24 protein-coding genes are annotated in these 23,714 nt (G+C 64.8%); 13 read left to right on the top strand and 11 right to left on the bottom strand.

From position 1 onward, the window contains the following. Positions 1 to 116: 116 nt before the first annotated feature. Entirely contained in the window at positions 117 to 596 is a 480-nt protein-coding gene (locus VGR99_RS02580) for a hypothetical protein (protein WP_326896734.1), read from the bottom strand. Positions 597 to 790: 194 nt separating this feature from the next. Here VGR99_RS02580 and VGR99_RS02575 point away from each other — a divergent pair, with 194 nt between their 5' ends. Beyond that, positions 791 to 1,102 carry a hypothetical protein gene (locus VGR99_RS02575; protein WP_326896845.1) on the top strand — a complete coding sequence of 104 codons (312 nt, stop codon included), beginning with the start codon at positions 791 to 793 and terminating at the stop codon, positions 1,100 to 1,102. A 220-nt stretch (positions 1,103 to 1,322) separates the two neighbouring features. On the opposite strand, the gene VGR99_RS02570 is transcribed toward VGR99_RS02575, so the two are convergent. Both VGR99_RS02570 and VGR99_RS02565 read right to left on the bottom strand, forming a co-directional pair. Then, on the bottom strand, positions 1,323 to 2,537 hold the full coding sequence (locus VGR99_RS02570) for a hypothetical protein (protein ID WP_326896733.1): 1,215 nt from the start codon (positions 2,535 to 2,537) through the stop codon (positions 1,323 to 1,325). Positions 2,538 to 2,604: 67 nt separating this feature from the next. Then, the gene (locus tag VGR99_RS02565) at positions 2,605 to 3,231 is read right to left on the bottom strand and encodes a CoA pyrophosphatase (protein ID WP_326896732.1); all 627 of its coding nucleotides are present in this window, start codon (positions 3,229 to 3,231) and stop codon (positions 2,605 to 2,607) included. Positions 3,232 to 3,304: 73 nt separating this feature from the next. Between VGR99_RS02565 and VGR99_RS02560 the strand changes: the two genes are divergently transcribed. The 5 genes from VGR99_RS02560 to VGR99_RS02540 all read left to right on the top strand — a co-directional run bounded on the left by VGR99_RS02560 (position 3,305) and on the right by VGR99_RS02540 (position 9,027). Further along, entirely contained in the window at positions 3,305 to 3,730 is a 426-nt protein-coding gene (locus tag VGR99_RS02560) for a PaaI family thioesterase (protein WP_326896731.1), read from the top strand. Between the two features lie 168 nt (positions 3,731 to 3,898). Beyond that, positions 3,899 to 4,909, top strand: coding sequence for an aldo/keto reductase (locus tag VGR99_RS02555; protein ID WP_326896730.1), 1,011 nt, complete (start codon positions 3,899 to 3,901; stop codon positions 4,907 to 4,909). Between the two features lie 15 nt (positions 4,910 to 4,924). Next, positions 4,925 to 6,238: a tetratricopeptide repeat protein gene (locus VGR99_RS02550; protein WP_326896729.1), complete on the top strand. Its 1,314-nt coding sequence runs from the start codon at positions 4,925 to 4,927 to the stop codon at positions 6,236 to 6,238. Between the two features lie 195 nt (positions 6,239 to 6,433). After that, on the top strand, positions 6,434 to 7,012 hold the full coding sequence (locus tag VGR99_RS02545) for a hypothetical protein (RefSeq protein WP_326896844.1): 579 nt from the start codon (positions 6,434 to 6,436) through the stop codon (positions 7,010 to 7,012). A gap of 143 nt (positions 7,013 to 7,155) precedes the next feature. Then, a complete protein-coding gene (locus VGR99_RS02540) occupies positions 7,156 to 9,027 on the top strand; it encodes a sensor histidine kinase (protein ID WP_326896728.1) in 1,872 nt (623 codons plus the stop codon). 44 nt (positions 9,028 to 9,071) lie between these two features. On the opposite strand, the gene VGR99_RS02535 is transcribed toward VGR99_RS02540, so the two are convergent. Together VGR99_RS02535 and VGR99_RS02530 are read right to left on the bottom strand one after the other, a co-directional pair. Continuing rightward, positions 9,072 to 10,670: an oleate hydratase gene (locus VGR99_RS02535; protein ID WP_326896727.1), complete on the bottom strand. Its 1,599-nt coding sequence runs from the start codon at positions 10,668 to 10,670 to the stop codon at positions 9,072 to 9,074. A 67-nt stretch (positions 10,671 to 10,737) separates the two neighbouring features. Next, positions 10,738 to 12,552: an AMP-dependent synthetase/ligase gene (locus tag VGR99_RS02530; protein WP_326896726.1), complete on the bottom strand. Its 1,815-nt coding sequence runs from the start codon at positions 12,550 to 12,552 to the stop codon at positions 10,738 to 10,740. Positions 12,553 to 12,663: 111 nt separating this feature from the next. Between VGR99_RS02530 and VGR99_RS02525 the strand changes: the two genes are divergently transcribed. The 3 genes from VGR99_RS02525 (at position 12,664) to VGR99_RS02515 (ending at position 14,332) form a co-directional block, all read left to right on the top strand. Next, positions 12,664 to 13,011, top strand: coding sequence for a DUF3088 domain-containing protein (locus VGR99_RS02525; RefSeq protein WP_326896725.1), 348 nt, complete (start codon positions 12,664 to 12,666; stop codon positions 13,009 to 13,011). A gap of 263 nt (positions 13,012 to 13,274) precedes the next feature. Continuing rightward, complete coding sequence (locus tag VGR99_RS02520) at positions 13,275 to 13,844, top strand: cysteine hydrolase family protein (protein WP_326896724.1); 570 nt, start codon at positions 13,275 to 13,277, stop codon at positions 13,842 to 13,844. Between the two features lie 164 nt (positions 13,845 to 14,008). Further along, the gene (locus tag VGR99_RS02515; protein WP_326896723.1) at positions 14,009 to 14,332 is read left to right on the top strand and encodes a hypothetical protein; all 324 of its coding nucleotides are present in this window, start codon (positions 14,009 to 14,011) and stop codon (positions 14,330 to 14,332) included. Between the two features lie 48 nt (positions 14,333 to 14,380). Here VGR99_RS02515 and VGR99_RS02510 read toward each other — a convergent pair whose 3' ends face one another. The 6 genes from VGR99_RS02510 to VGR99_RS02485 all read right to left on the bottom strand — a co-directional run bounded on the left by VGR99_RS02510 (position 14,381) and on the right by VGR99_RS02485 (position 19,650). Beyond that, the gene (locus VGR99_RS02510) at positions 14,381 to 15,652 is read right to left on the bottom strand and encodes an NAD(P)/FAD-dependent oxidoreductase (protein WP_326896722.1); all 1,272 of its coding nucleotides are present in this window, start codon (positions 15,650 to 15,652) and stop codon (positions 14,381 to 14,383) included. Positions 15,653 to 15,661: 9 nt separating this feature from the next. Further along, on the bottom strand, positions 15,662 to 16,372 hold the full coding sequence (locus VGR99_RS02505) for a RibD family protein (protein WP_326896721.1): 711 nt from the start codon (positions 16,370 to 16,372) through the stop codon (positions 15,662 to 15,664). 19 nt (positions 16,373 to 16,391) lie between these two features. Further along, entirely contained in the window at positions 16,392 to 17,057 is a 666-nt protein-coding gene (locus VGR99_RS02500; RefSeq protein WP_326896720.1) for an FABP family protein, read from the bottom strand. Positions 17,058 to 17,277: 220 nt separating this feature from the next. Next, complete coding sequence (locus VGR99_RS02495) at positions 17,278 to 17,958, bottom strand: hypothetical protein (protein ID WP_326896719.1); 681 nt, start codon at positions 17,956 to 17,958, stop codon at positions 17,278 to 17,280. A gap of 165 nt (positions 17,959 to 18,123) precedes the next feature. Continuing rightward, on the bottom strand, positions 18,124 to 18,654 hold the full coding sequence (locus VGR99_RS02490) for a hypothetical protein (protein ID WP_326896718.1): 531 nt from the start codon (positions 18,652 to 18,654) through the stop codon (positions 18,124 to 18,126). 306 nt (positions 18,655 to 18,960) lie between these two features. Beyond that, positions 18,961 to 19,650 (bottom strand): hypothetical protein, encoded by a 690-nt coding sequence (locus VGR99_RS02485; protein ID WP_326896717.1) that lies wholly within the window; start codon positions 19,648 to 19,650, stop codon positions 18,961 to 18,963. 562 nt (positions 19,651 to 20,212) lie between these two features. On the opposite strand from VGR99_RS02485, the gene VGR99_RS02480 reads away from it, so the two are divergent. From VGR99_RS02480 to VGR99_RS02465, 4 genes are all read left to right on the top strand, one after another. After that, positions 20,213 to 20,923, top strand: a complete 711-nt coding sequence (locus VGR99_RS02480) for a helix-turn-helix transcriptional regulator (protein ID WP_326896716.1) — start codon at positions 20,213 to 20,215, stop codon at positions 20,921 to 20,923. A 191-nt stretch (positions 20,924 to 21,114) separates the two neighbouring features. Next, positions 21,115 to 21,588 (top strand): hypothetical protein, encoded by a 474-nt coding sequence (locus tag VGR99_RS02475; protein WP_326896715.1) that lies wholly within the window; start codon positions 21,115 to 21,117, stop codon positions 21,586 to 21,588. Between the two features lie 214 nt (positions 21,589 to 21,802). Beyond that, positions 21,803 to 22,507: an ABC transporter ATP-binding protein gene (locus VGR99_RS02470; protein ID WP_326896714.1), complete on the top strand. Its 705-nt coding sequence runs from the start codon at positions 21,803 to 21,805 to the stop codon at positions 22,505 to 22,507. Beyond that, complete coding sequence (locus VGR99_RS02465; RefSeq protein WP_326896713.1) at positions 22,504 to 23,703, top strand: ABC transporter permease; 1,200 nt, start codon at positions 22,504 to 22,506, stop codon at positions 23,701 to 23,703. Before VGR99_RS02470 ends, VGR99_RS02465 begins: the two co-directional genes overlap by 4 nt. Positions 23,704 to 23,714 lie beyond the last annotated feature (11 nt).

Below are 23,714 nucleotides of genomic sequence, written 5' to 3'. Positions count from 1 at the left end.
AGGACTGCGGTAAATGGTCGTTCCGGCTGGATTTTTCGGGAACCGGCGGGTGCGGCGAGGTGGCGCAGCCTCCCCCCGCCGGGCGGGGGAGGCTACACGACGTCACTCGCAAACCTTCACTGGAACGTCATGTCCAGGCACTTGGAGATGTCGGAGCCGAGGCCGGAGGAGATGGTGATGCAGCCGCGGATCTTCTGCGCCGTCATGTCGGCAGCCCAGATCGAGTAGCCGCCGGGGCCGAAGAACGAATTGGTGTTCGGCGGCTCGGTCTCGGTGGCGTCGAAATCATACTTGCCATCGGTCTCGAAGATGCGCGGCTTCTTGGTGCAGCCGCCGTCGGTCTGGACGTTGATGACTTCCTTGTTGTCCCGCGTCAGCGCCAGCGAGACCTGGCAGCGGAAATATTCCGAGGTCTTGGTGTTGAAAAGATAGGTGTAGGACTTGCAGGTTGCCGTGTTCAGCTTTCCCGGCGCGAGGCCGCGGCTGCACGAGATCCGCTGGTTATGGCTGAGCTGGTAATCATCGGCCCGGGCAGCCGGCGCCAGCGCCGTCAGAAGCAACGCGGCAGCCGAGCAGGCTTTCATGACATGGTTCATACGAATCATCCCCTACCAATCTTTTTGTCGAATTGCGTTCTAGACGGAAAGCGGAACATAGTCGCGAGGGGACGAAGGGAAAATCACAAACTGCTAGGCAAGACGTGATGCGCTGCGGCGTTTTGCGAATTGACCCGAAAATGCCGTTCGTGATTTGTTCAAAACGGCAACCCCAACGACGGGGAGGATGGATGATGGCATTTCCAACAAAGACATTTGTTTCGGCTGCACTGGTCATGGTGCTCGGCACTTTCGCCGCACCCGCACGCGCACAAACCGCGGCGACGCCGTGGGAGCTCAAGTCCGACACCGGCTATGCCTATGACAAGGAAGGCAAGACCTTCTCCTACAAGATGGGCACCAGCAATGCCGGCGAGCTCCTGAAGGGCGCCAAGAAGGTGCCGAAGGGCACGCTCTTCTTCATCGGCCATAACGGCCAGCTCTACATGCGCAGCGGCCCGTATCTGGAAGGCGACGGCAATTTCAAGTTCGGGCCGGAGCGGTAAGGTACCCACATATCCGGTGTCATCGCCCGGCTTGCCGCCTTCGCTGAAGCTTCGGCGTGCCGAGCGCTCGTGTGGGCCTCGGCGTAGCCTTGGCGGAGCCGGGACCGGGCGATCCAGTATTCCAGAGACAGCGATGGGATACGGAGAAGCCGCAGCGTACTGGATGCCCCGCCCCCCGTGCGCAATTGCGCACTAGGCGGGGCATGACAGCAACCGAGATCTAAAACGCCCCCGCGAGCTCCCGCGCGCCGGCATTGTTGCTGTTGCTGTCCATCCGCGTATCCGTCACCGCGAGCAGCTTCGCCACCGTGTTGTGGCGGATCGCGACCGGGTTGCGTTCATAGCCGCCGCGCTGGAAGAAGTTCGAGGTCGGCACCTGCTCGCGCATCGCCTGCGGCATGGTCACCATGTCGAGGCCGGTGCCGTCGCCGGTGAGGTTCATCATCTCGAGCTCGGCGGCGGTGAGCGGGCGCGTGTAACCCTTGGCGCGCGCGAACAGCACCGACGTCAGCAGCTTGTGGGTCTGCAGCATCGGGCCGATATCGATGTCGAGCACCATCGCATGCATGGCCCAACCCTGCGCGGTGTTGCCGATCTTCTCGTGCTCCGACCAGGTGTCAGGCACCGCCTTCGCATGCGCCACCATTTTCTTGAGAACGCCGAGCTTGTGCTCGAGCGCCTGGCGCGCGGGGCCCGAGGTCCGTCCTACCTTGTCGGACAGCGCGCGAATGAGTTCATGGCCCTGCTCGGCCAGCAGCTCGACGCTGTTGGTGGTCAAGAGCTGGTTGTAGCCCATCGCGGTCGAGATCGCGCGCTTGCCGCCATGCTCGATGCCGGCCTGCACGTCGTAACTGCCGGTGCCGCCGGTCTCGAACGAATAGACCCGCACCGCCTGCTCGCGCGTCAGCCCCGAGGCGAGCGCGTAGCGCGCATAGGCGCGCTTGAACTCGACCTCGCTGGACGGGCGCTGCGGCGTGAACTGGTAGAGCTCCTGCGCCGCGCGCAGGAGATCGGAGACGACGGGAATGGGCTTCCGCTCGGGGCGCGACGGCGTCTCCTCCGGCTCCGGGTTCACCGGCCGCTTCGGCCCGGTATAGAGCGGCGGATGCTCCAGCACGTAATCGTCCAGCGTGATCTGCTGTCCGCTGCGCCGCTTGGCGTTGCGGCCTTTTCGCTTCTCGGAGATCTGGCTCCAATAGGTGCCAGCCTCCTCGTCGAAGGCCGCGCGTGCGGCCTGATATTCCTGCAGCTTGCGGCGATACTCCAGCACGGCGGGCGACGCCCCACCTTGCCCAAAAAACTGCGACAGCAGCTGGGCGTTGGCGTCGCGGACGGCGGGCGGCAGCGCATCGGCCTCGCCACCGCGTGCGGTGGGCGCGAGCAGCACGAGCGCAAATGGAACCAGCCTCAGGGATTTTCGAATCGAATGATGCATGCAGCCCTCTTAGCAGGCATCCGGTAACCGTCACGTTAACGTGCCGTTTACCTATTTTTTTCTTGCGTCACTTCCAGGCGAACACCGGCTGTTCCAGGTCAGTGACGCGGGTGTGCCGCCCCGCCAGCACCTCGCGGAACTGGTAGATCAACGCCGCCGTCGGCGCATGGATCAGGCTCATCTGGTGATGGAAGCGGATCACGCGGCGGGTGCTTTCGGGGATCGCGGTGAAATCGAAGGCCTCGTCGCGCTCGATCGTCGCAAGCGCGATGCGATGCACGGAGGCAACCTCGTCCGGGTTCGGCTGGATCGCAGCACTGTCGGCCGCCCAGACCACGACCGGTGTGATCAGATAACCGGAGCGCGTCGGATAGTCGTCGAGCAGGCCGAGCACCGCATCGGCCGAAAGCCTGAGCGCGAGCTCCTCATCGAGCTCGCGCAGCGCCGCCTCGACCGGCGTCTCGCCGGCGTCGCAGCGTCCGCCCGGCAGCGCCCACTGGCCGCGATGCGCGCGCAGGCTCGATGCACGCTTGGTCAGCAAAAAAGCCGTATCGCTGCCGTCATTGGATTCGGTCAGCGCCAGCACCACTGCGGCGCGCTTCAGTGCCGATGGCTCGACCTCGTCGGGCAGCCGCGCGAATGCCGCGCAGGCCTCTGCGATATTCCGTCTGGTGGCATCGTCGAAAGTTCTCATGATGCTTGACTACACCAGGACTGCGCTTGATGAAACGAGCGGAGATCAAGCGCCCGCAAGGATGGACGGAGAGATGACCACCAAGACCGCCACAAGGCTGAAATCAGAGGGCTGGAGCATCCTCGAGACCACGGGCTTCATGCACCTGATCGGCCCGTTGTGGGAGCGCAAGGTCGACGGCCAGCACGAATTCGCGCTCGCGACCGAAGACAAGCACCACAACCGCCGCGGCATGGTCCAGGGCGGCGTGATGATGACCTTCGCCGACCGCACCTGCGGCATGACCGCCCGCTACGTCTCCGGCAAGGAGTTCATGGCAACCGTGCAGCTCGACACCCATTTCGTCGAAGCCGGCCAGATCGGCGACATCCTGATCTCCCGCCCGCGCGTGGTGCGCTCGACCCGCAGCCTGATCTTCATGAGCACCGAGGTCACCGTGGACGATCGCTGCATCGTGATGGCGAACGGCGTCTTCAAGATCTTGAAGGGGCCGGCGTAACTCTGCTCAGCGAGGCGACCACCGCTGCGCGCCACACCCGTCATTGCGAGCGCAGCGAAGCAATCCAGAAATCTCTCCGCGGACGCATCTCTGGATTGCTTCGCTGCGCTCGCAATGACGGCGCTAGCTGGCTATGCTGCACGCCAATGAAATATTGAGGACCGCCCCATGCAATACCGCCAGCTCGGCCGCACCGGCCTGAAAGTCTCGCCGATCTGTCTCGGCACCATGATGTTCGGCGGGCCGACCGATGAAGCCGCATCGAAACGGATCATCGACAAGGCGCGCGGCGCCGGCATCAACTTCATCGACACAGCGGACGCCTATTCGAAGGGCGGCTCTGAGGAAGTCGTCGGCCGCGCCATCGCCGCTCATCGCCACGCCTGGGTGCTCGCCACCAAGCTCGCCAACCCCATGGGGGACGATCCCAACCGCGTCGGCCTGTCGCGGCGCTGGGTGTTGCAGGCCGCGGACGAAAGCCTCAAGCGGCTCGGCACCGACCACATCGACATCTACTATCTGCACAAGGAGGACCACGCGACGCCGCTGGAAGAGACGGTGCGCGCGATGGGTGATCTGATCCGATCAGGCAAGGTGCGTTATTTCGGCGTCTCCAATTATCGCGCCTGGCGCGTCGCCGAGATCTGCAACATCTGCGACCGGCTCGGCATCGACCGGCCCGCGGTGAGCCAGCCTTATTACAACGCGATGAACCGCATGCCGGAGGTCGAGCACTTTCCGGCCTGCTCCTATTATGGTCTCGGCATCGTGCCCTACAGCCCGCTGGCGCGCGGCGTGCTCACCGGCAAGTACAAGCCGGATGCCGCCCCCGACAAGGAGACGCGCGCCGGCCGCAACGACACCCGCATGATGCAGACCGAATGGCGGCCGGAATCGCTCCAGCTCGCGCAGGAGATCAAGAGCCACGCCGAGAGGAAAGGCATCACCGCCGGCCAGTTCGCCGTCGCCTGGGTGCTGAACTCCGCCTTCGTCTCCTCGATCGTCGCAGGTCCCCGCACCGAGGAACAGTGGGACGGCTATGTCAGCGCGCTCGACTACCGCTTCACCGCCGACGACGAGGCGCTGATCGACCGGCTGGTCGTGCCGGGCCATCCGTCAACGCCCGGCTACAACGACCCAGCCTATCCGATCGAGGGCCGCCGCGCGCGGACGGCGTAACAGCGGGAGACGACGATGCCGCATGAAGACCGCTACGGCCTGCCGATCTCTACTGCGTCCGATACGGCGGCGGCCGCCTATCGCGAAGGCGTCGATCTCATGCTGGCGGGGTGGACTGGCACCGCGGAGACGCTGGAGCGCGCGATCGCGGCCGATCCGGATTTTGCGCTGGCCCATATCGCCCGCGCCCGCGTGCATGCCTTCTATCAGCAGGGCGATCTCGCGCGGCAGAAGGCGACGACCGCGCGCGAGCTCGTCGCCAAGCGCGGCACCGAGCGTGAACGTTCGCATGTCGAGACGCTGGCGCTCGCGATCGAGGGACGCGGCCCCGACGCGATCGCAGCGATGCGCAAGCACATCGAGGCATGGCCGCGCGATGCCGTGGTGCTGTCGCTGCCGCTCGGCGCGTTCGGCCTGTTCGCGTTCTCCGGCATGGCCGATCACGACCGCGCCCGGCATGAGCTGTGCGAACGCGTCGCACAGCATTATGGCGAGGACTGGTGGTTCCTCACCATGTCCGGCTGGGCGATGACCGAGAATGGCGACGTCGCGCGCGGCCGCGCGGTCACCGAGCGCGGCTTCGATCTTCGCCGGGCGAACGCCCACGCCGCGCACGCGGTGCTGCATGCGATGTTCGAGGACGGCTCGATCGAGGCAGCGGACCGTCTCGTCGACGAATGGATTCCGACCTACGACCGTGCTGGAATCCTGCACGGCCATATCCTCTGGCACCAGGCGCTTGGCGCGCTCGAGCACGGCGATGCGACGCGTGCGTTCCAAATCTACGCTGATGTGCTCCAGCCCACCGCCACGCAGGCACCGCCGCTCAACGTCATCACCGACAGCGCCTCGCTGCTGTGGCGCTTGTCGGCCTACGGCCACGCCGTTCCGAAGCCGCTCTGGGTAGAGGCCGACGCTGCTGCGCAAAAACTGTTTCCGAAGTCGGGCTTGCCGTTCGCCGACGTCCACATGGCGCTGTTCGCCGCCGCAACGCAAAATCAGGATGCGCTCACGGCCCGGCTCGCCGTGATCGAGCAGCGGCTCGCCGAGGGCAAGCTACCGGCCGGCCCCGTGGTGCCGGCGATCTGCCGCGCGCTGGCCGCCTTCGTCGACGAGGATTATGCGGCTTGCGCGCAAATGCTCGCGCCTGTGCTCGACGACGTCGTCCGCATCGGCGGCAGCCACGCCCAGCGCGAGCTGATCGAGGACACTTTCATCGTCGCCCTGATGCGCGGCGGCGATCTCCCCCGCGCCCGCAACCTGCTCGACACCCGTCTGCACCGCCGCCCCTCCTTGCGCGACAGGCGCTGGCAGGCGGCAATGGGCTAGCTCTGCCACGAAAAAAACATCGGCTTGGCGACAAGTGCCTGCCGGGGCGGATGGGGCGATCTGGGCGAATCGCCGATGGGTGGCGCGGTGGTATTCCAGTCTGGAATTGCAGCACAAACGGGATCGCAACCAATTTCGGGTTCGATGGTTGTTGGACGGAACTTGACCGCAGCCCCCTGGCACGCGAGCCTGACCATGCGCCTCTGCAAACCGGTTCTCGCCGCAGCCCTCGCCGCCTTCGCAAGTCCTTGTTTTGCCGAATCTTCCGCGCCGATCCGCGTCAACAATCCGCCGGCGCAGCAGAGCGCCTTCATCGACCTGCTGGCGCTGATGTCCGGCCACTGCAAGACACTGAAGGTCGCCGGCCGCACCTTCGCCTGCAAGACGGTGGCCTACGCCCATGGCGATAAGGGCCGGGTCAATTTCGCGGTCGCCGTCGACGACCCCACTGACGCCAACCACGTCGTGTCGTTCTCCGGCGAGAACGGCAAGCGGGCCGACGACAACTCCTACGAACTGCCGATCGACCGCATGCTGCTGAACTCCAAGGACCGGCCGAAGGTCGACGGTCTGCCGGTACCGGCCGAGCAGATCTCGACCGGTGTCTGCCGCCAGACCGGCAATTTCGCCGCCAAGAAGGTGAACGACGTCACCTGCTCGGCCACCGACAGCCAGGGCCGCAGGTATGAACTGCTGTTCGTCTCCGACGGTAAACCGGTGAGCGTGCGCCGCATCAGGCAATCGTCGCCGTCGATCCAGGATCCGTTCAAGTAGCGGCTCTTCGCCGCGCCGTGGCTGACATCAGGACCGGGCGCGCATCCTTCCGTTGAAACTCCAGGTCCGGCTTGTATGCTCTCGCCTCGGGTCATCGGCGAGGAGGCCCGATTGCAACCGGAGGCGGGGCCGGGAGTCCAGCAATGTGTACGATCACCGGGCTCGCACGCGCCCTGATCCTCTGCCTGTTCGCCGGCCTGTCGTGTGCAAGCCTGTCACGTGAATGCATTGCGGCTGACGGTCCGCAGCAGCGTTCGATCCTGGTGCTGGAAGAAGCCGATTTTCGCTCGCCGTTCTACTCGGAGATCTTTGCCGGCATCCGCGCCGCCGCGAAGCAGAACGGAAAGGAACACACGGTCATCTACGGCGAGAGCCTCGATCTCGCCCGCTTTCCGGGACCGGACTACGAAGAGAGCCTGGTCGGCCACCTCAAGACCAAATATGCGCATCGGCCGATCGACGTCATCGTTTCGATCGGCGTCGCATCGGCGAAATTCCTTCAGAAGCGCAAGCAGGACATCTGGCCCGCCGCACCCGTCGTGTACGGCTTCGTACCCGATCTGCCCGAGACGCGCGCCCTCTTCCTGCCCGACACGACGGCCGTCTTCGCAAGGGTGAGGCCGACGCATCTCCTGACCGCGGCACGCGCCATCGTTCCTGACCTCTCCACGGTCGTCCTCGTCGGCGACGCCTGGAGGAATCCGCTGGTCTACGGATACTGGAAGCAGGATTTCGCGGCCGCCATGCCGGGTCTCGAAGTCATCGATCTCTCCGACGCAGTGCTGCGCGAGGTGCGCCAGCGCGTCGCCTCCCTGCCCGCCCGCTCCGCGATCCTGACCTCGGCGATGTATTCCGACGGCGAAGGCACCTATTATTCCCCCGCCGCGGCCCTCGCGCGCGTCGCCGAGAGCGCGAACAGCCCGATCGTCATCACGTCCGACACGTTTCTCGGGAAGTCGGGCGTCGGTGGCTTCCTGCTGCTGCCCGAGATCATCGGACGGCAAGCCGGCGAAGTGGCGATGCGGATTCTCGACGGCGAAGCGCCCTCGAGCATCGCGCCCTTCGACGGCGCCAATGTGAAGCCGATCTTCGACTGGCGGGAACTGAAGCGCTGGAACGTGGATGAAGCCAATCTGCCTGCGGGTAGCGAGATACGTTTCCGGGAATTGAGCTTCTGGCAGCAATATTACTGGCACTCGATGATCGTCGCGAGCGTGGTGCTGGTGCAGGCGCTGCTGATCAGCATTCTGCTGCGCGAACGCCGCTTGCGCTTCGTCGCCGAGGTCGAGGCACGCCAGCGCATGTCGGAACTCGCCCACATGAACCGCCGCGCCACCGCCGGCGAGATGACTGCCTCGATCGCCCACGAGCTGAACCAGCCGCTCGCCGCGATCCTGATCAATGCCGAGACGGCCCAGCAGATGCTGAAGAATCCAGCCCCCGACCTCGGCGAGGTCAGGGACATCCTGGACCACATCCGCCGTGACGATCAGCGCGCCGCCGAAGTCATCGGCCGGCTGCGCACGTTTCTGAAGCGAGACCCGACCGAACGGCGCGAGCTCGACCTCAATGCGACGGTCGGCGAAGTGTTTCGCTTCCTCTCGGTGCAGGCCCTCACCCATGACGTCGAGCTCGCGACGGAATCGTCGTCCACGGACATCCGCGTCAAAGGCGACAAGGTACAACTGCAGCAGGCCATCCTGAATCTCGTCGTCAACGGCATGGATGCCGTTGCGCATCTGCCGGACGATCGGCGCCGCGTCGTCGGACGAACCAGTCTCGCCGAGGGCAATCTGGCCGTTGTCTCCATCGCCGATACGGGCGACGGCATCCTTGCGGAAAAGGTGACCGAGATCTTCAAGCCCTTCTTCACGACCAAGGCGCAAGGCATGGGCATCGGCCTCTCGATCGCGCACACCATCGTCGAAGCGCATGGCGGACGCATCTGGGCCGAAAACGCGCCGTCAGGCGGCGCCGTGTTTCACGTCAGCCTGCCGCTGGCCGCGCCGCGCTAGCCGCCGTCGCAGGTGACAGCGGCTAGCCTCGGCGAAACGACGCCTCACGCGAACGCCTTCTCCAGCGTCGCCAGGATCACCGCCAGCGACTTGTCGTGGCGGGTCACCGGCGGCACCGGGCGATCGATCTTCATGAGCTGATAGACCGCCGTCTGCGACGCGCGCACCGAATATTCGACCGTGAACACGACGTCGTCGGGGATTTCGACGAACTGGCTAACGAAGGCGAGGTTGACTGAATTCTTGGGCACCGGCAGCGGCCGGTCGGTTAGGTTGCGCGGCATGAACATGCTGGTGATGTAGGGCATGCGGCAGGGAATGCAGACCGCGTTGTCGAACACCTCGTTATCGAAATTCAGGTGCCCGCACAGCTCCTTCAGGATGTCGGCGCCGCCGCACTCGGACATCGGCTTGGCAACGAAATTGCCGATGCGGTCGGGATGCAGCGCGTAGCCCCAGAACACCTGCAAATCCTTGGGCTGTCCGGCGAAATGCGGCTGGTGATACAGCACCACCGACATCAGCCAGTTGGAGTCCCTGAAGGTGACCAGTCCGCCGGTGCCGGCCCTGTTGCCGGAGAACGCCTCCATCTTGTCGAAGAAGCGCGGATCGCGGCAGGTGACGGTGAAGGACAGCCAGTAGGATTGCGGGATCGATGAGTTGAACGCGGACGGGTTACCGAATTCGGGACGCCCCTTCGCGATGCTGTCCCACAGCGCCCAGCCCTGGCTGTCTTGCTTGGTCAGGCGCGGGGCCGGCTCGGTCATGGTGCCGAGGCTCGAGGCATCGGTCATCGAGCCGTTCTGGAAGAACACGAGGTCGTCGTCCTCGAGACGGACATTGGCGATGCGGCCGTCGCGATCGAGCATGAGCTGGCGCACCCGCACGCGTTCGCCCTCGTTCTCCAGCGCCATGTCGGTCACGCGGGTGCCGCGCACGAACTGCACGCCCTGCCGCTTCAGCCAGTCGGCGAGCGGCCGCACGATCGCGTCATACTGATTGTAGACGGTGCGCTTGACGCCGGCGAGCGTCTCGATCCGCGGGAACTCGTTCATGAAGCGATGCAGATAGCGCTTCAGCTCGACCGCGCTGTGCCAGGGCTGGAACGCAAAGGTGGTCTGCCACATGAACCAGAAATTGGACTCGAAGAATTGCGGCGACAGCCAGTCGGTGATGCGGCTGTTGCCGAGCCTCTCCTCCGAGGCCTCGGTCAGCCGCAACAGCTCGAGCCGGTCGCGCGCGGAGAAGCCCATATGCGACACGTCGATCTTGTGCCGGTTGCGGTCGACCAGCCGCGCCTGCGAATGCGCCGGGTTCTCCAGGTTGAACGCGATGGTCTCCTCGCGCACGCTGAGATCGGGACGCCCGAGCGAGGGGATGCCCGAGAGCAGGTCCCAGGTGCATTCGTAATGATCGGTGGTGAGCATGCGGCCGCCGCGCAGCGAATAGGCGCCGTTCGCGAGCAGCGCGCCGTCGAGGCTGCCGCCGACCAGCGGCTGCGCCTCGTAGATCACGATGTCGCGCCCCGGCAGCTTCGCATCGCGAATAAGGAACGCCGCACCCGCGAGCGATCCGATGCCGCCACCGATAAAATACGCCTTCATGACTTGCCTCGATTGCAGTTCCGATTCTCGCGGCGACATTGCATGGCGAGGCGCGGCCAAAGTTGCGCTGGATCAAGCCAGGCGCGCGGCGGGAATCACGTCGATGTTATTGCCGCGGCTTCTTCGCGTAGATCTGCTCGATCTCGTCCGCGAAGCGGTGTTCGAGCGCAGGGCGCTTGTTCTTCAAGGTCGGCGTCAGCAGGCCGGCGGCGATGGTCCAGGGATCCAGGGTCCACCACACCGCGCGCGGGGTCGCATAGGACGGATAGGCCTTCACTGCTGCCGCGATACGCGCCAGCAGCGCGGTTCGTTCCGCCGCACCGCCCTGCTTGCCGCTCGCCGCGAGCTTTTCCTTCTCCTGCACCCAGGCCTTGGCGTTGAGCACGACCAGCGCGGTGAGGAAAGGGCGCTGCTCTCCGACCACCAGTGCCTGCTCGAACAGGGGATCGGCGAGGATCGCGGTCTCCAAATCCACCGGCGCGATCTTCTCGCCGGTGGACGTCACCAGGATGTCCTTGATGCGGCCGGTGATGGTGATGCGGCCGTTCTCGATCCGCGCCTGGTCGCCGGTGTGCAGCCAGCCGTCGGCCTCCTTCACGCGCCGCGTCTCATCCACCTTGTGCCAATAGCCGAGCATCACGCTGGGGCCGCGCACCAGCAGCTCGTCATTCTCACCGAGCTTGACCTCGACGCCGTCGAGCACGTGGCCGACCGAATGCGGATCATTGTCCTCGGGGGTGTTGACCGAGACCACCGGCGAGGTCTCGGTCATGCCGTAGCCCTGGAGAATGTCGAGCCCGAGCGCGAGAAACAGGCTGATGACGGGCTCGGCGATCGGCGCGCCTCCGGAGACGGCAACGCGCAACCGGCCGCCGAGCTGCGCCAGCACCTTGTCGGCGACGAGCCGCTTCAGCAGCGGCCAGGCCAGCCGGTCGAGCACCGAGAATGTGCCGCGTCCCTGCCGCGCATCGAAACGCCGGCCGCCGACAGAAATCGTAAGGTCGAGCAGCGTCCGCTCCATGGTCCCGGCCGCGGCGCGATGCTGCATGATCAGCGCGTAGATGCGCTCATAGATCCGCGGCACCGAGATCAGCACCGTCGGCCGCACATGCTTCAGATCCTCCGAGAGCAACGGAACCGAGCGCGCATAGGCGACGCAGGCCCCGGCCGCGATCGGATAGTAATAGCCGCCGGTGCGCTCGAACGTGTGCGAGAGCGGCAGGAAGGACAGGAACACGTCATCGGGTGCCGCCGCGATTCGCTGCGCAATCGCCTTCACATTGGCGACGACGTTGTGGTGCGACAGCATCACGCCCTTGGGACGGCCGGTCGTTCCCGAGGTGTAGACGATGGCGGCGAGATCGTCGGGATCCACGGCGACGTCGGGCAAGGGTTCGGTCGCACTCGGTACGGCCGCAAGCCAGGCGTCGAGCGCGACGATGTGCGCATCGGCAGGCGACGGCCCAGCCATATCGGCACAGACGATACGCTTCAGCGTATCGAGCTTCTGGCCCGTGGCCACGATCGCCTGCCAGCGCTCCAGCGTGTCGACGAACAGCAGCAGCGCGCCGGAATCGGCGAGGATGTAGGCGATGCTGTCGGGGTTGTCGACCGCATGCATCGGCACCGGCACGAGGCCGCGCGACAGCGCCGCCTGATCCATCGCGATATGCGGAATGCCGTTCGGCATCAGGATGGCGACACGCTCGCCGGGCGCAAAGCCCTCCGCGGCCAGCGCGCGCCGCCACGGCTCGAACTCCGCGTCGATCTCCTGCCAGGACTGGCTGACCCAGCGGCGGGCCTCCGCATCGAAATGGCGATAGGCTTCAGCCGCCGGCGTTGCCTTGACGCGCCAGCGGAGCAGCCCCGGCAATGTCGTCACGTCGGCGAGCGTCTGCGGTTGACTGATCGGCCCCGGCATGGCGATCCTTTCCTGATCGTCGATTCCCTGGAATCTGGGGGCTCGACACTAGTCTGGCCAGACCTTGCCACCTTGATCCTCAGCAAGGCGGCCATGCCTCGGAGCGCCCCCATGACGCGCGACCGCCTGTTTCTGCTGCGGCCCGGGTTCGAGGACCCGGCCTATCCGGGCCAGCGCTTCTATTGCTGGCATTGTGCGCTGATCGAGGGCGTGCTGGCCTCGTTTCCAGCGCTTGCCGAAAAGCTCGACGTCGAGCGCATCGCGTGGCCGCGGCCACGGCTGCCGGTCATCGAGCTGGTCGGCGAGGAGAATCAGTGGCTGCCTTTGCTGGTGCTGGCGGACGGCGCGACCTCGCCGCACCAGACCGGCACCCATCGCGGCCGCGCCTTCATCGCCGACAAGGACGCGATCCTCGCCGCGCTGTCCGAACGCCACGGCTTTCCCGATCCGCACCCGTAGGAATAGTACGGTCCGCGTCACTTACTCTCAGTGTCCCGGACGCGGCGCAGCGCGTAGCGCTGCTCCGCAGAGCCGGGACCCACGTCACAAGGGCGGTCTTGGAGGCATGGGCCCCGGCTCTGCAGCGCACCGTCGAAGAGACGCTGCGCTGCGTCCGGGGCACGGAGCTGCACGGCGTCGCAAAACGAGGGAAGATTGGCATTGTGCGCCTTTCCGGTCACCTCGCATAATCGCCACCGCAAGCAAGTCTGAAAGCCGCGATCATGCCCACGCCCCTCCCCGCCCTCATCGTCGTCGACGTCCAGCGCGCCTTCGACGAATGGGAAGCCGCAGGCAAGCGTCGCAACAATCCCGATGCGGTGGCACGCATCGTCGACCTGCTCGCCGCGTTCAGGACGCATCGCGCGCCGATCTTCCACATCCGCCACGAAGGCACCAAGCCGAACTCCACATTCCTGCCGTCGCGGTCCGGCTACGCGGTCAAGGACGAGGCGCGCGAGCGAGCCGGCGAGCCCGTCATCGTCAAGCGCGTCAACAGCGCCTTCATCGGCACCGACCTCGAGGCGCGGCTGCGCGCCGGCGACATCACCACGCTCGTGATCTGCGGCGCCACGACCAATCATTGCGTCGAGACCACGACGCGGATGGCCGGCAATCTCGGCTTCGACGCGCGCCTCGTGCGCGATGCGACCTGGACGTTCGACCGGATCGGGCCCGATGGCGATGCGCATTCCGCCGAGGTGATCCATGCGATGACGCTGTCGAATCTCAACGGCGAATTCGCGCGCATCGTCACCACGGACGACGTGATCGCATCATTCGCGGCGAAGTGATGACAGCAGCGCGGCGCGCGTTGCTGATGCGACAATACATCTCACGATCTGCAATCATTCTTGCGCGATCGAATATCGCGCGCTGCGTCGTTTCGACGCCCGCACTGGCCGGAACGCTGGCAACGCCCATGTATTGTCTCACGACATTCAACTGGAGTGATGACATGAAGTATCTCATTGTCGCGATGGCCGTCGGTGCAGCGGCGCTGGCTGGCGGATCTGCGGCGAACGCGGCCGGCACCACAAGCGCGAAGCAGAACGCGCGAGGCGGCCAGCCGACCGACATCAGCGCGCAGCACCGGCACCATCATCATGGTCATCGCCAACATCATTGGCGGCCTCACCATTACGGCCATCATCGCCCGCATTATTACCGCAACTACGGCTATTACCCGCGGCACCACGGCTATTATGGCGGCGGACCCTACGGCTATTACGGCGGCGGCGGTCCCGGCGTGACATTCAGCTTCGGCGGCGGCCGCTGGTAAGCGAGCCGGCACGGACGAACGAAAGGCCCGCGCTTGCGCGGGCTTTTTTCATCGCCGCAATATCATGCCTGCCGTCTCCAGTCCGCTCGCCAGCGCCGCCTCGACCGTGCCCATGTCGCGGCCGCGATAGAGCGCCTCGCCGGCGAACAGCACGGGGCCGTCGGCGCGCGCCATGATCGTCTGCGCCTCGCGCGTGCGTGGTGTTGCCCAGGAATAGGCGCCGCGGGCGAAGGGATCGTTGCTCCAGTTGGCCGCCTCGGCCGCAACGAGATCCCGCGCGATCCGCTCGCGCGGCAGGCCGAAGATGACGGCGAGCGAGGAGAGCCCGGCGTCGATCAGCCCTTGCGGGTCGAGGCCCTGCAGCGCTGCGGTTCGCGGGCCGCCGAACCAGCCGGTGAGCACGGGATACTGCTCCGGATAGCGCGTCCACCACACCGGAATGGTCTGGTCCGACAGCAGGAAGATCATATCCGCAAGATCGTGGCTCGCCTCGCGCCACCATGGCCGCGCAAACCGCAGCAGGATCTTGATCGCGTTGCCGAAGCCGATGTCGTCGGCCGCAGCGACCTTTTCGCGCGCGACCGCAGGCCAGGCGATGTCCCGCAGCAATGGCAGCGGAACGGTGACGATCACGCGATCGCAGCCGAGCACGTCGCCATTGGCGCAGCGAACGACGATCGCGCTGCCATCTTCGGCGATGGCCGACACCACGCGGCCGAAACGGATCGTCGCGCCATGGCCGCGACACTCGCGCGCCAGAAAATCGATCAGCGCGCCATAGCCGCCGACGATGCGCGCCTGGGTGTGACGGCCGCCATCCATCCACTCCTCGCGCAGCGCCAGGATGGAGGCCCGTTCGGGATCGGCCGCGTCGTAGCCCTCCACCATGCGCTCGATCGAGTAACGCAGCCGGCCGTATTCGGGCCCGGCAAAATGACGGCGCAGGAAATCGGCGACGGTGAGGTCGTCCTCCAATGCACCGAGCACGGCATGCAGCTCCGCCTCGTGCGGATCGTAGCGGGTTTCGCGCGACAGTGTTTGGCCGTCGAAGCTCCATTGAGCGCCGTCGATCTCCTGAAGGGACAGCCCAGCGTCGCGCAGCAGGGCGTGCGTGACCGGCGCCTCGCCATGGACGAATTCCGCGCCGCCATCGGCGGGGTAGCCGAACTGCTCCGCCGGCAGCGGATGGATACGCCCACCGCAGCGGTCACGCGCTTCCAGGATGGTCACCCTCTTGCCGGCGCGCGCGAGCTCGCGCGCCGCCATCAGGCCGGCCGCGCCGGCGCCGACGATCACGATGTGCTCAGGCGTATCCGACATGCCGGCGCGTCACCCAGCTACGGCTTGCGGATCGTTCCTGATCAGGTAGCGCAGCAGCAGGACGCCGCCGCCGAGCTCCCGCACGCCCTCCAGCGTCATTGCCGCGAGCGGCGCGCGCTTGTCGCTGTCCGCCTCCGTCGAATCGAACACGAACGGTGCGCCCTTGGCGCCATCGATCGCGGGGCTCAGGATCAGGTCGAACTCGTCGATGAGACCGGCGCGCAGGAAGGCGCCATTGGCGACGCCGCCGCCCTCCACCAGCAGCCGCTTCACTCCCAGCTCGCGGTTGAGGATGTCGACCGCAAGCGCGAGGTCGATCTCGGATTTGCCGGCAAAGATGTAGGACACGCCCTCGCCGCGAAGCCCCGCGAGATGCGAATCCGGCACGCTCTCGGTCAACACGGCGACGATCGGGTCGCCGCCGATGTCGGAGCGGCCCCAGCCGATCTTGCCCTGCGCGTCCAGCACCACGCCGTAGGTTTTCGCATCACGCCGCGCGAACCAGCTTTCGCGGGGAAGCTTCTCGCCCGTCGTCTCGGGATAGGGCTTGCCCTTGGCGAACTCCGAGCCGGTGATGCGGCCGATCACCCAGGCATCGCCGCCGAGCTCGTCATGGATCTTCTCGAACCAGTCCGTGCCCGCGCCTTTCGGGCGCCAGCGGCTGGGATGGGTGCGGCCATCGAGGCTCGAATGCATCAGGCAGATGACATACGGTTTCATGCAGATCTCCGGACGAGGCTCACGCCGCCGTTCCGCCGCCGCTTTTGGCGCGATCGTTGACGATCACCGCGAGCGGATTGAGTTTTGGCGGCGCGACGAGCTTGAGCGTGTTGCTGTCGTGATGATTGAACGGCGCGCCGCGGACGAACAACTCGGTCTGGATCAGATAGGTCCAGCTTCCGTCGTCGTTGAAGGTGATGTCGCAGCGGTAGGAATCGGTGCGGAAGGCCTGTTCCAGGAAGTCGGTCGAGCAGATCCCGTAAGCGGTGTCGCCGCGCTTCGCCGTGACGGAGATCTTTTTGTCATCCGGCTTGGCCTTGCCCGAGGCGAGCAGCACCTGCCCGCGCGGAATCGCCAGCGTCTGCATGATCAGCCCGGTCGCAGGCTCCCACAGCCAGTAGCCGACCTGGTCGTGGAAGGTGATGTCTTCCTCGGGTGTGTTGATGTGGATGTGATAGCGCAGGCCATAGAGCAGCTGCGGCCCGTTCGCCTGCGGATCGATCGGGTCCATCCGGATATGCTCGATGAAGGTCCGCCGCTCCGGCCCCTCCGCCTTCGGATTGACGTCGATGCCCTTGTCGGCCTGCCAGACGCCGGCAAGCCGGCGCAGCGGCCCGAGATTGGCAAGCCCGTCGGGCGAGACGTCCTCGGGCTCGGTGAAGATGTCGGCGGGAATGGGGAGCATGGCTGGCCTCGCGTCGTTGCGGGGAGCAGCCATAGCACGACGGCGGGCCCCTGGCGCGTGCTCGAGCCTCACAATCGCGAATGGACTTGGGCGCCATGCGCAGGCGATGGTCGCGTTTCAAGGGCGTTCGCCGGAGAGATCGGCACGCCCCGGCGGCTGCCGATCTGCTTCAGCGCCGGTCCCCGCTCCCCCCGGGCGGACGCCGCAGGGCAGATCAATTCTACGAAGGTTTCGCCAGGCTCGCGTCCGGCCAGGTCACATAAAACTCCTGACCATGGATCGACCCGAAGGCCTGTCGAATGCCTTGCGCCTGGATCTCAAAGTAGAGCTTCTTGTTGTTGATGCCGCTCCAGCCTACGCCTCCGAGGAGGTTTCCGCCGCTATAGATATCGTAGGCAAACGACTCGTAGCCGATTTCGGGCACATCGCTTGCCCGCTGGATCTTCAACGTTCCGTTGGCAAGCGCGTCGTTGAAGCCCGGTAGATCCTTCCAGCTCTCCATGCCGAACTGGAGGACCGTTTGCTCAAAATCCGCCCGGCTCAATTCGACGCCCTCAATGCGCACCACCGCATCCGCTCCGAACCTCTTCACGTATTCAGCCTGATCCGCCGGAAGCTCGGAGAGCTTCATCATGGAAGATTCGACAAGGCCTTCGCGCGCGCGAGCGAGAGTGATAGCTCCGCCAGCAGAGTGGCCTCCCTTAGCCGCGGCAGCCTTTCCGTTGATGAGCGCGTCGATCTTCAACAGCGCATCAGACACGCCCGGCGCCAGGCGAGACGACACGGCATTAACATGCGGGATAACGTTGATAGGACTCGCTTCGGGCTCGGCAACCGTCTGAGCGTTGGCAGCTTTCAGGATGGTGAGCGCTGTCGCGCCGACGGAATTGATAGCAACCATTTAGGCCTCCCGGTCTGTGTTACCTGGACGTCCGCCAATCATTGCCGGGTCACAAGCAGGGGGCTGGCCTCATGCCAGTCGTCACGATAGCCGTCGCGCGTTCGTCGGCTCGACCGGCCGAAGCGGACGCATCGACACGGGCGCGATGGCGTTGGTCCGGAGCCTTTACGAAGATTTCGCCAAGCTCGCGTCCGGCCAGGTCACGTAAAAGTCTTGACCATTGATCGAGCCGGTCGCCTGGCGAATGCCTTGCGCCTGGATCTCGAGGTAGAGCTTCTTGTTGAAGGTATCACTACCGAAGCTTACGCTGCCTAGGAGGTTTCCGCCGCTATAGAGATCGTACAGATTCGACTTGTAGCCGAGTTGGGGCACGTCGCTCGCCCGCTGTATCTTCAACGTTCCGTTGGCGAGCGCGTCATTGAAGCCCGGCAGATCGGTCCAGCTCTCCAGAGCGTGCTGCAGGATCATTTGCTTGAAGTCCGCATCGCTCACCGCGACGGCATCGATGCGCACCGCCGCATCCGCGCCGAACCCCTTCAGATATTGGGCCTCATCCGCCGGAAGCTCGGAGAGCTTCATCATGGGAGATTCGACATAGCCTTCGCGAGCGATAACCCCGCCAGCAGAGCCCCCTCCATTCGCCGCAGCTGTCTTTCCGTTGACAAGCGCGTTGATCTTCAGCAGCGCGTCAGCCACGCCCGGCGCCAGGCGAGAGTTCAAGCGTTGACATGAGGGACGACGCTGACGGGACTTGCTTCGGGCTCGGCAACCGTCTGAGCGTTGGCAGCTTTCAGGATGGTGAGCGCTGTCGCGCCGACGGAATTGATGGCAACCATTTAGGCCTCCTGGTCTGTGTTACCTGGACGTCCGCCAATCATTGCCGGGTCACAAGCAGGGGGCTGGCCTCATGCCAGTCGTCACGATTGCAGTCGCACGTTCATCAGTTTCGACAAGGTCGAAACTGATGAACCGACAGGGCGCGATGATGTTGGTCCGGGGCCCCTACGAAGGTTTCGCCAGGCTCGCGTCCGGCCAGGTCACGTAGAACTCCTGCCCCCGGATCGACCCGAAGGCCTGACTAATGCCTTGCGCCTGGATCTCAAAGTAGAGCTTCTTGTTGTTGATGCCGCTCCAGCCTACGCCGCCGAAATAGTTTCCGCCGCTATAGAGATCGTACTGAAACGACTCGTAGCCGATTTCGGGCACGTCGCTTGCCCGCTGTATCTTCAACGTTCCGTTGGCGAGCGCGTCGTTGAAACCCGGCTCATCGGTCCAGGCCTCCATACCGTACTGGAGAACCATTTGCTTGAAGTCCGCATCGCTCACCGCGACGGCATCAATGCGCACCGCCGCATCCGCGCCGAACCTCTTCACGTATTCAGCCTGATCCGCCGGAAGCTCGGAGAGCTTCATCATGGGCGATTCGACATAGCCGTCGCGAGCGATGACCCTGCCAGCAGACTTCCCTGCATTCGCCGCGGCCGTCTTTGCGTTAACGAGCGCGTCCTTTCCGTTGATGAGCGCGTCGATCTTCAGCAGCGCGTCGGACACGCCCGGCGCCAGGCGAGACGACACGGCGTTAACATGAGGGATGACACCGATGGGACTTGCGTCGGGTTCGGCAGCCGTCTGAACGTTGGCGGCTTTCAGGACGGTGAGCGCTGTCGCGCCGACGGAATTGATGGCAACCATTTAGGCCTCCTGGTCTGTGTTACCTGGACGTCCGCCAATCATTGCCGGGTCACAAGCAGGGGGCTGGCCTCATGCCAGTCGTCACGACAGCAACCGCGCGTCAATCAGTTTCAACCGGCCGAAGCGGATGCATCGATAAGGACGCCATGTCGCCATAGACAGGGCTCCCGGCCGCGCTCATCGCACTTACGGCTGATCAACCTCAAGGCGCGAAGCCGAATCAGTGCTCGCAGGCTAACGGTTCCAGTCAAGCCCGCGCAATCTGCGAAATTGCAACTCAGCCCCCAATGGTGAATTGACTGTTAAATGGCGGGGCTGAGCTCCGGGATCGACCTGTTCAAGCGTCCAAATGACGCACCGCGAAGATCCCGCACGCGACGAACCATCGCGCAGCGAACACGCGTGACATGGATCGATCGGATTTCGCGCTCGCGAGACAGCGATCAAAACGATGCGACGCCATACCAACGGCTTCGCACCAGCTCCCGCCACTACCACAACCCAACCGGGAATACTCAACGCCCCGGCGAACTCACGACTGGAATAAGACTGGGGAACGCAAATGTTTCCACCGATCGAAGAAACTCTCGCAAGCATCACGGGCGCGACGACTCTCGATGAACTGAAACGCGCGCTGGCGCGGATTTCGAAAGACTATGGCCTCACGCTTGTAGCCTACCAGGCTGCGCACCGCCCCGAGATCAATCCGCTCACCCCTCTCATGCTGCTCTCATCCGACGATGATCTGGCGAGGCAATACCTCGAGCACGGTGGCCTTCAAATGGGCTCCGTCTTTCAAAGCGGCCGAAGCGGCTTCCTGCCATACGACTGGGACCAGGCCGCGCCGGAGGCGCAGGATGCGCGCGCAGTCTTTCACGAAGCGGGTGTTCGCGGCATGACTATTCCGATCCGAGGACCGGGCGGCGAGCATGCACGCCTGTCGATCGCCGCGAACGTCACCGCCGAGATCTGGTCGGACCGGCGGATGACCTACATGCGCGATTTTCTGATCATCGCCCATTTCATTCACGATCAGGCCGTGCAGCTCGCAGGCTTGCGACCACAAGGACTCGAACGATTGCTTTCCGCGCGCGAACGCGAGACTCTTCAGCTCGCCGCGCGCGGCTTCAGCCCGAAACAGATTGCCGCCGACCTGCATCTGTCATCGACCGCCGTCCGCCTCTATCTCCAGGGCGCGCGCTCGAAGCTCGAATGTGCGACTCTTATGCAGTCGATCGCCAGAGCCGTCAGCCTCGACATCATCGAGGCCTGACGCGCGACGCACGCTCGCTCTCTCTTCGAGAGCCACGCGTGCCCGCGCGCGACATAGAAATTGTCGAAATGTCCAAGGCGAGTGTGTCAAGTTTTATTATCTCAGATTGTGATACACCCGCATGATCGCTTTAGATCTCCGCCGGATGCTGCGGCTCGCAGCTCTCCAGTTCTGTCAGCGGAGAAGACACTGTGAAAAACATACTGCGCTCCATCCTACCCGCCCTTGTCGCCGTCGCGACCTTCGCGACAACGGCTCATGCCAATGACACCATCACCGTCAACTGGACCAACAACACCGGCTTCGGCATGGGGCGTGACTTTACAGCGGCATACAACGCCTGCAACGGCGGCACTTGCACTATCCCGCATGACATCAACAACGGCACGACCGGAGTGCTCACGCACACCGCCGCGAGCACCCAGTACATTCGCACCATGAGCACGCGGTTCTACTATATGGACGGTCTCACGAGGAAGTCGTGCCAGCTCGTGGTTAGCGCCTACGGACCGAACAGCACATTTCCGGGGCCAGGATGTGAGGGCAAGAGCATCACCTTTTCTAAGGGTAACGGGACTGGCACTAGTCCAAGCTGCCAATGGGCCCTTGTCACTGAGGACCCTAAGACGTGCACCTACGTCTTTAACGTCACCACTATGAACTAGAGATGCTGCCCCTGTGGGTGTCTCGTAGGCACGAGACGCCCATGCCGGACAATCCCAACAAACTAGCAATGTTGCAGCAGCGCGGGTCACCCGTGGCGCTGCAACATCGCGATCATTTGGCCGGCCTGCTCAATCGTTCAGACGATCGAAAGCGTTCATTGGTCCAAGGTCTTCACCGCGGTTCGCAGCCCTATCCTTACCGAGATCGCGCGGAATGCTGAGCATTGCCCGCGTGAGCAAGAGCTACGCCGGAGTTGCGGACGGGATGCCCGTCCTGAGGAACGTCTCGCTATTGATCAACGCCGGAGACATGTGCGCGCTGACAGGCGCGTCGGGCTCGGGCAAGACGACGTTGATGAATCTGATGGGGCTGCTCGACCGGCCCGACAGCGGCGAGATTCATCTGAACGGAATATCCGTTGCAAGCCTGCGCGAGGACGACGCGGCCCGGCTGCGCAACCGGCACATCGGCTTTGTTTTCCAGTCGTTCCATCTGCTGCCGCGCCTGTCCGCACTCGACAATGTGGCGTTGCCGCTGCTGTATCGCGGTGTCGCGGGCGCGCGGCGCCGGCAGACTGCCGCCGCCGCTCTCGATCGTGTCGGCCTTGCGGATCGTCTGGCGCACCGCCCCGATGAACTCTCCGGAGGGCAGCGCCAGCGGGTGGCCATAGCCCGGGCTCTCGTCGGCGAGCCTGCGTTGCTTCTCGCGGACGAGCCCACCGGCAATCTCGACAGCCAATCCGCCGACGACATCCTGAGCCTGTTCCTGTCCCTGAACCGCGAGTCCGGGGTCACCATGGTGATCGTGACTCATGATTCCTCACTCGCGGCGCGTTGCCCCCGGCGCGTCATCATGCGCGACGGCGGCGTCGTCGACGACAACAGGGGCGAGCTCCGCTGCGTCGGAGCGACGGCATGAGCGGCGATCGCATGGTTCTGCGCGAACTCGCGTTCGATGCCGCTTCGAACTTGCAGGCCCTCAAGGGCCGCACCGTCCTTGCGCTGGTCGGCATCGCGATCGGGACAGCCGCCGTGATCGCGATGCTTCACATCGGCTACAATGCCCGCAAGGAAACGATGCAGCAATTCGACGTGCTCGGCATCGACCTCGTGAACGTCACCCCGAGATCGGACGGAATGAAAAATGCCGTGATCCCCCTCGAAACCGCTCGTGATGTCGCCGCTGTCGGGGTCGGCGTAATCGCCGCGGCTCCCTTCATCCTCACGGGCACGTCCGTCAGGATCGGCCGCTCCTCGCTTCAGGCCAACCTCGTCGCCGCGACGGACGGTATCTATTCGCTCGCCAAGGCCGAGATCGCGACCGGACGACGGACGTCCGATCTCGACGGATTTGCGCCGTTCGCAGTGCTCGGGGCCGTTCTCGCCAAAGACATCGCGGCGAGCACCGGCAGGCTGGTCAGGATCGGCGACCAGATTTCACTCGACGGCCAGGTCATGACCGTCATCGGCATCCTCGCCGGCGTCTACTCCAATATGGTCCTCGGCCTCGATCTCGACCGATCCGTCGTCATTCCCTATGCGGCCGCACGCCGCCTGATCCCGTCCCCTCAAATCACCAATGTCGCGGCACGGATCGACATCGCGAACGATGATACGATCGTATCGGAGAAGATCTCCGAATATTTCGGCGCGCGCATGCGCGGCGGCGGCGGCGTGAGCGTGCAGACCGCGCGGCAACTGATCGCGACCCTCGATCAGCAGATGCGCATCTACGGCCTCCTGCTGCTGGCGATCGGGACGGTCTCGCTGGTGGTGGGCGGCGTCGGCGTGATGAACGTGATGCTGATGAGCGTGATGGAGCGGCGGCGGGAGATCGGCATCAGGCTGGCGATCGGTGCACGTCGCCACGATATCCGCGTGATGTTCCTGATCGAAGCCCTGCTGCTGTCGGCGGCCGGTTCGGCGATCGGCACGGTGCTGGGGACGCTGACCGGCTGGCTCTTCGCCCGATCATCCGGCTGGACCTTCGCCGCTGCGCCGGCTGCGCTGCCGCTAGGGGCCGGCATGGCACTCGTCGTCGGCCTGTTCTTCGGAAGCTATCCCGCGGCGCGCGCCGCCCGGCTTGATCCGATTGTCGCCTTGAGGTCGGACTAGATGGGCGCGCG

This window comes from Bradyrhizobium sp. (assembly GCF_035935975.1).
In the GTDB taxonomy this organism is placed as follows: Bacteria; Pseudomonadota; Alphaproteobacteria; order Rhizobiales; family Xanthobacteraceae; genus Bradyrhizobium.
This window is presented reverse-complemented; position numbering and strand designations above follow the sequence as displayed.

Excerpts from the sequence above, each read along its gene's own strand:
- VGR99_RS02580 (WP_326896734.1), bottom strand. The coding sequence starts at position 596 with ATGAACCATGTCATGAAAGCCTGCTCGGCTGCCGCGTTGCTTCTGACG.
- VGR99_RS02575 (WP_326896845.1), top strand. The coding sequence starts at position 791 with ATGGCATTTCCAACAAAGACATTTGTTTCGGCTGCACTGGTCATGGTG.
- VGR99_RS02570 (WP_326896733.1), bottom strand. The coding sequence starts at position 2,537 with ATGCATCATTCGATTCGAAAATCCCTGAGGCTGGTTCCATTTGCGCTC.
- VGR99_RS02565 (WP_326896732.1), bottom strand. The coding sequence starts at position 3,231 with ATGAGAACTTTCGACGATGCCACCAGACGGAATATCGCAGAGGCCTGC.
- VGR99_RS02560 (WP_326896731.1), top strand. The coding sequence starts at position 3,305 with ATGACCACCAAGACCGCCACAAGGCTGAAATCAGAGGGCTGGAGCATC.
- VGR99_RS02555 (WP_326896730.1), top strand. The coding sequence starts at position 3,899 with ATGCAATACCGCCAGCTCGGCCGCACCGGCCTGAAAGTCTCGCCGATC.
- VGR99_RS02550 (WP_326896729.1), top strand. The coding sequence starts at position 4,925 with ATGCCGCATGAAGACCGCTACGGCCTGCCGATCTCTACTGCGTCCGAT.
- VGR99_RS02545 (WP_326896844.1), top strand. The coding sequence starts at position 6,434 with ATGCGCCTCTGCAAACCGGTTCTCGCCGCAGCCCTCGCCGCCTTCGCA.
- VGR99_RS02540 (WP_326896728.1), top strand. The coding sequence starts at position 7,156 with ATGTGTACGATCACCGGGCTCGCACGCGCCCTGATCCTCTGCCTGTTC.
- VGR99_RS02535 (WP_326896727.1), bottom strand. The coding sequence starts at position 10,670 with ATGTCGCCGCGAGAATCGGAACTGCAATCGAGGCAAGTCATGAAGGCG.
- VGR99_RS02530 (WP_326896726.1), bottom strand. The coding sequence starts at position 12,552 with ATGCCGGGGCCGATCAGTCAACCGCAGACGCTCGCCGACGTGACGACA.
- VGR99_RS02525 (WP_326896725.1), top strand. The coding sequence starts at position 12,664 with ATGACGCGCGACCGCCTGTTTCTGCTGCGGCCCGGGTTCGAGGACCCG.
- VGR99_RS02520 (WP_326896724.1), top strand. The coding sequence starts at position 13,275 with ATGCCCACGCCCCTCCCCGCCCTCATCGTCGTCGACGTCCAGCGCGCC.
- VGR99_RS02515 (WP_326896723.1), top strand. The coding sequence starts at position 14,009 with ATGAAGTATCTCATTGTCGCGATGGCCGTCGGTGCAGCGGCGCTGGCT.
- VGR99_RS02510 (WP_326896722.1), bottom strand. The coding sequence starts at position 15,652 with ATGTCGGATACGCCTGAGCACATCGTGATCGTCGGCGCCGGCGCGGCC.
- VGR99_RS02505 (WP_326896721.1), bottom strand. The coding sequence starts at position 16,372 with ATGAAACCGTATGTCATCTGCCTGATGCATTCGAGCCTCGATGGCCGC.
- VGR99_RS02500 (WP_326896720.1), bottom strand. The coding sequence starts at position 17,057 with ATGCTCCCCATTCCCGCCGACATCTTCACCGAGCCCGAGGACGTCTCG.
- VGR99_RS02495 (WP_326896719.1), bottom strand. The coding sequence starts at position 17,958 with ATGGTTGCTATCAATTCCGTCGGCGCGACAGCGCTCACCATCCTGAAA.
- VGR99_RS02485 (WP_326896717.1), bottom strand. The coding sequence starts at position 19,650 with ATGGTTGCCATCAATTCCGTCGGCGCGACAGCGCTCACCGTCCTGAAA.
- VGR99_RS02480 (WP_326896716.1), top strand. The coding sequence starts at position 20,213 with ATGTTTCCACCGATCGAAGAAACTCTCGCAAGCATCACGGGCGCGACG.
- VGR99_RS02470 (WP_326896714.1), top strand. The coding sequence starts at position 21,803 with ATGCTGAGCATTGCCCGCGTGAGCAAGAGCTACGCCGGAGTTGCGGAC.
- VGR99_RS02465 (WP_326896713.1), top strand. The coding sequence starts at position 22,504 with ATGAGCGGCGATCGCATGGTTCTGCGCGAACTCGCGTTCGATGCCGCT.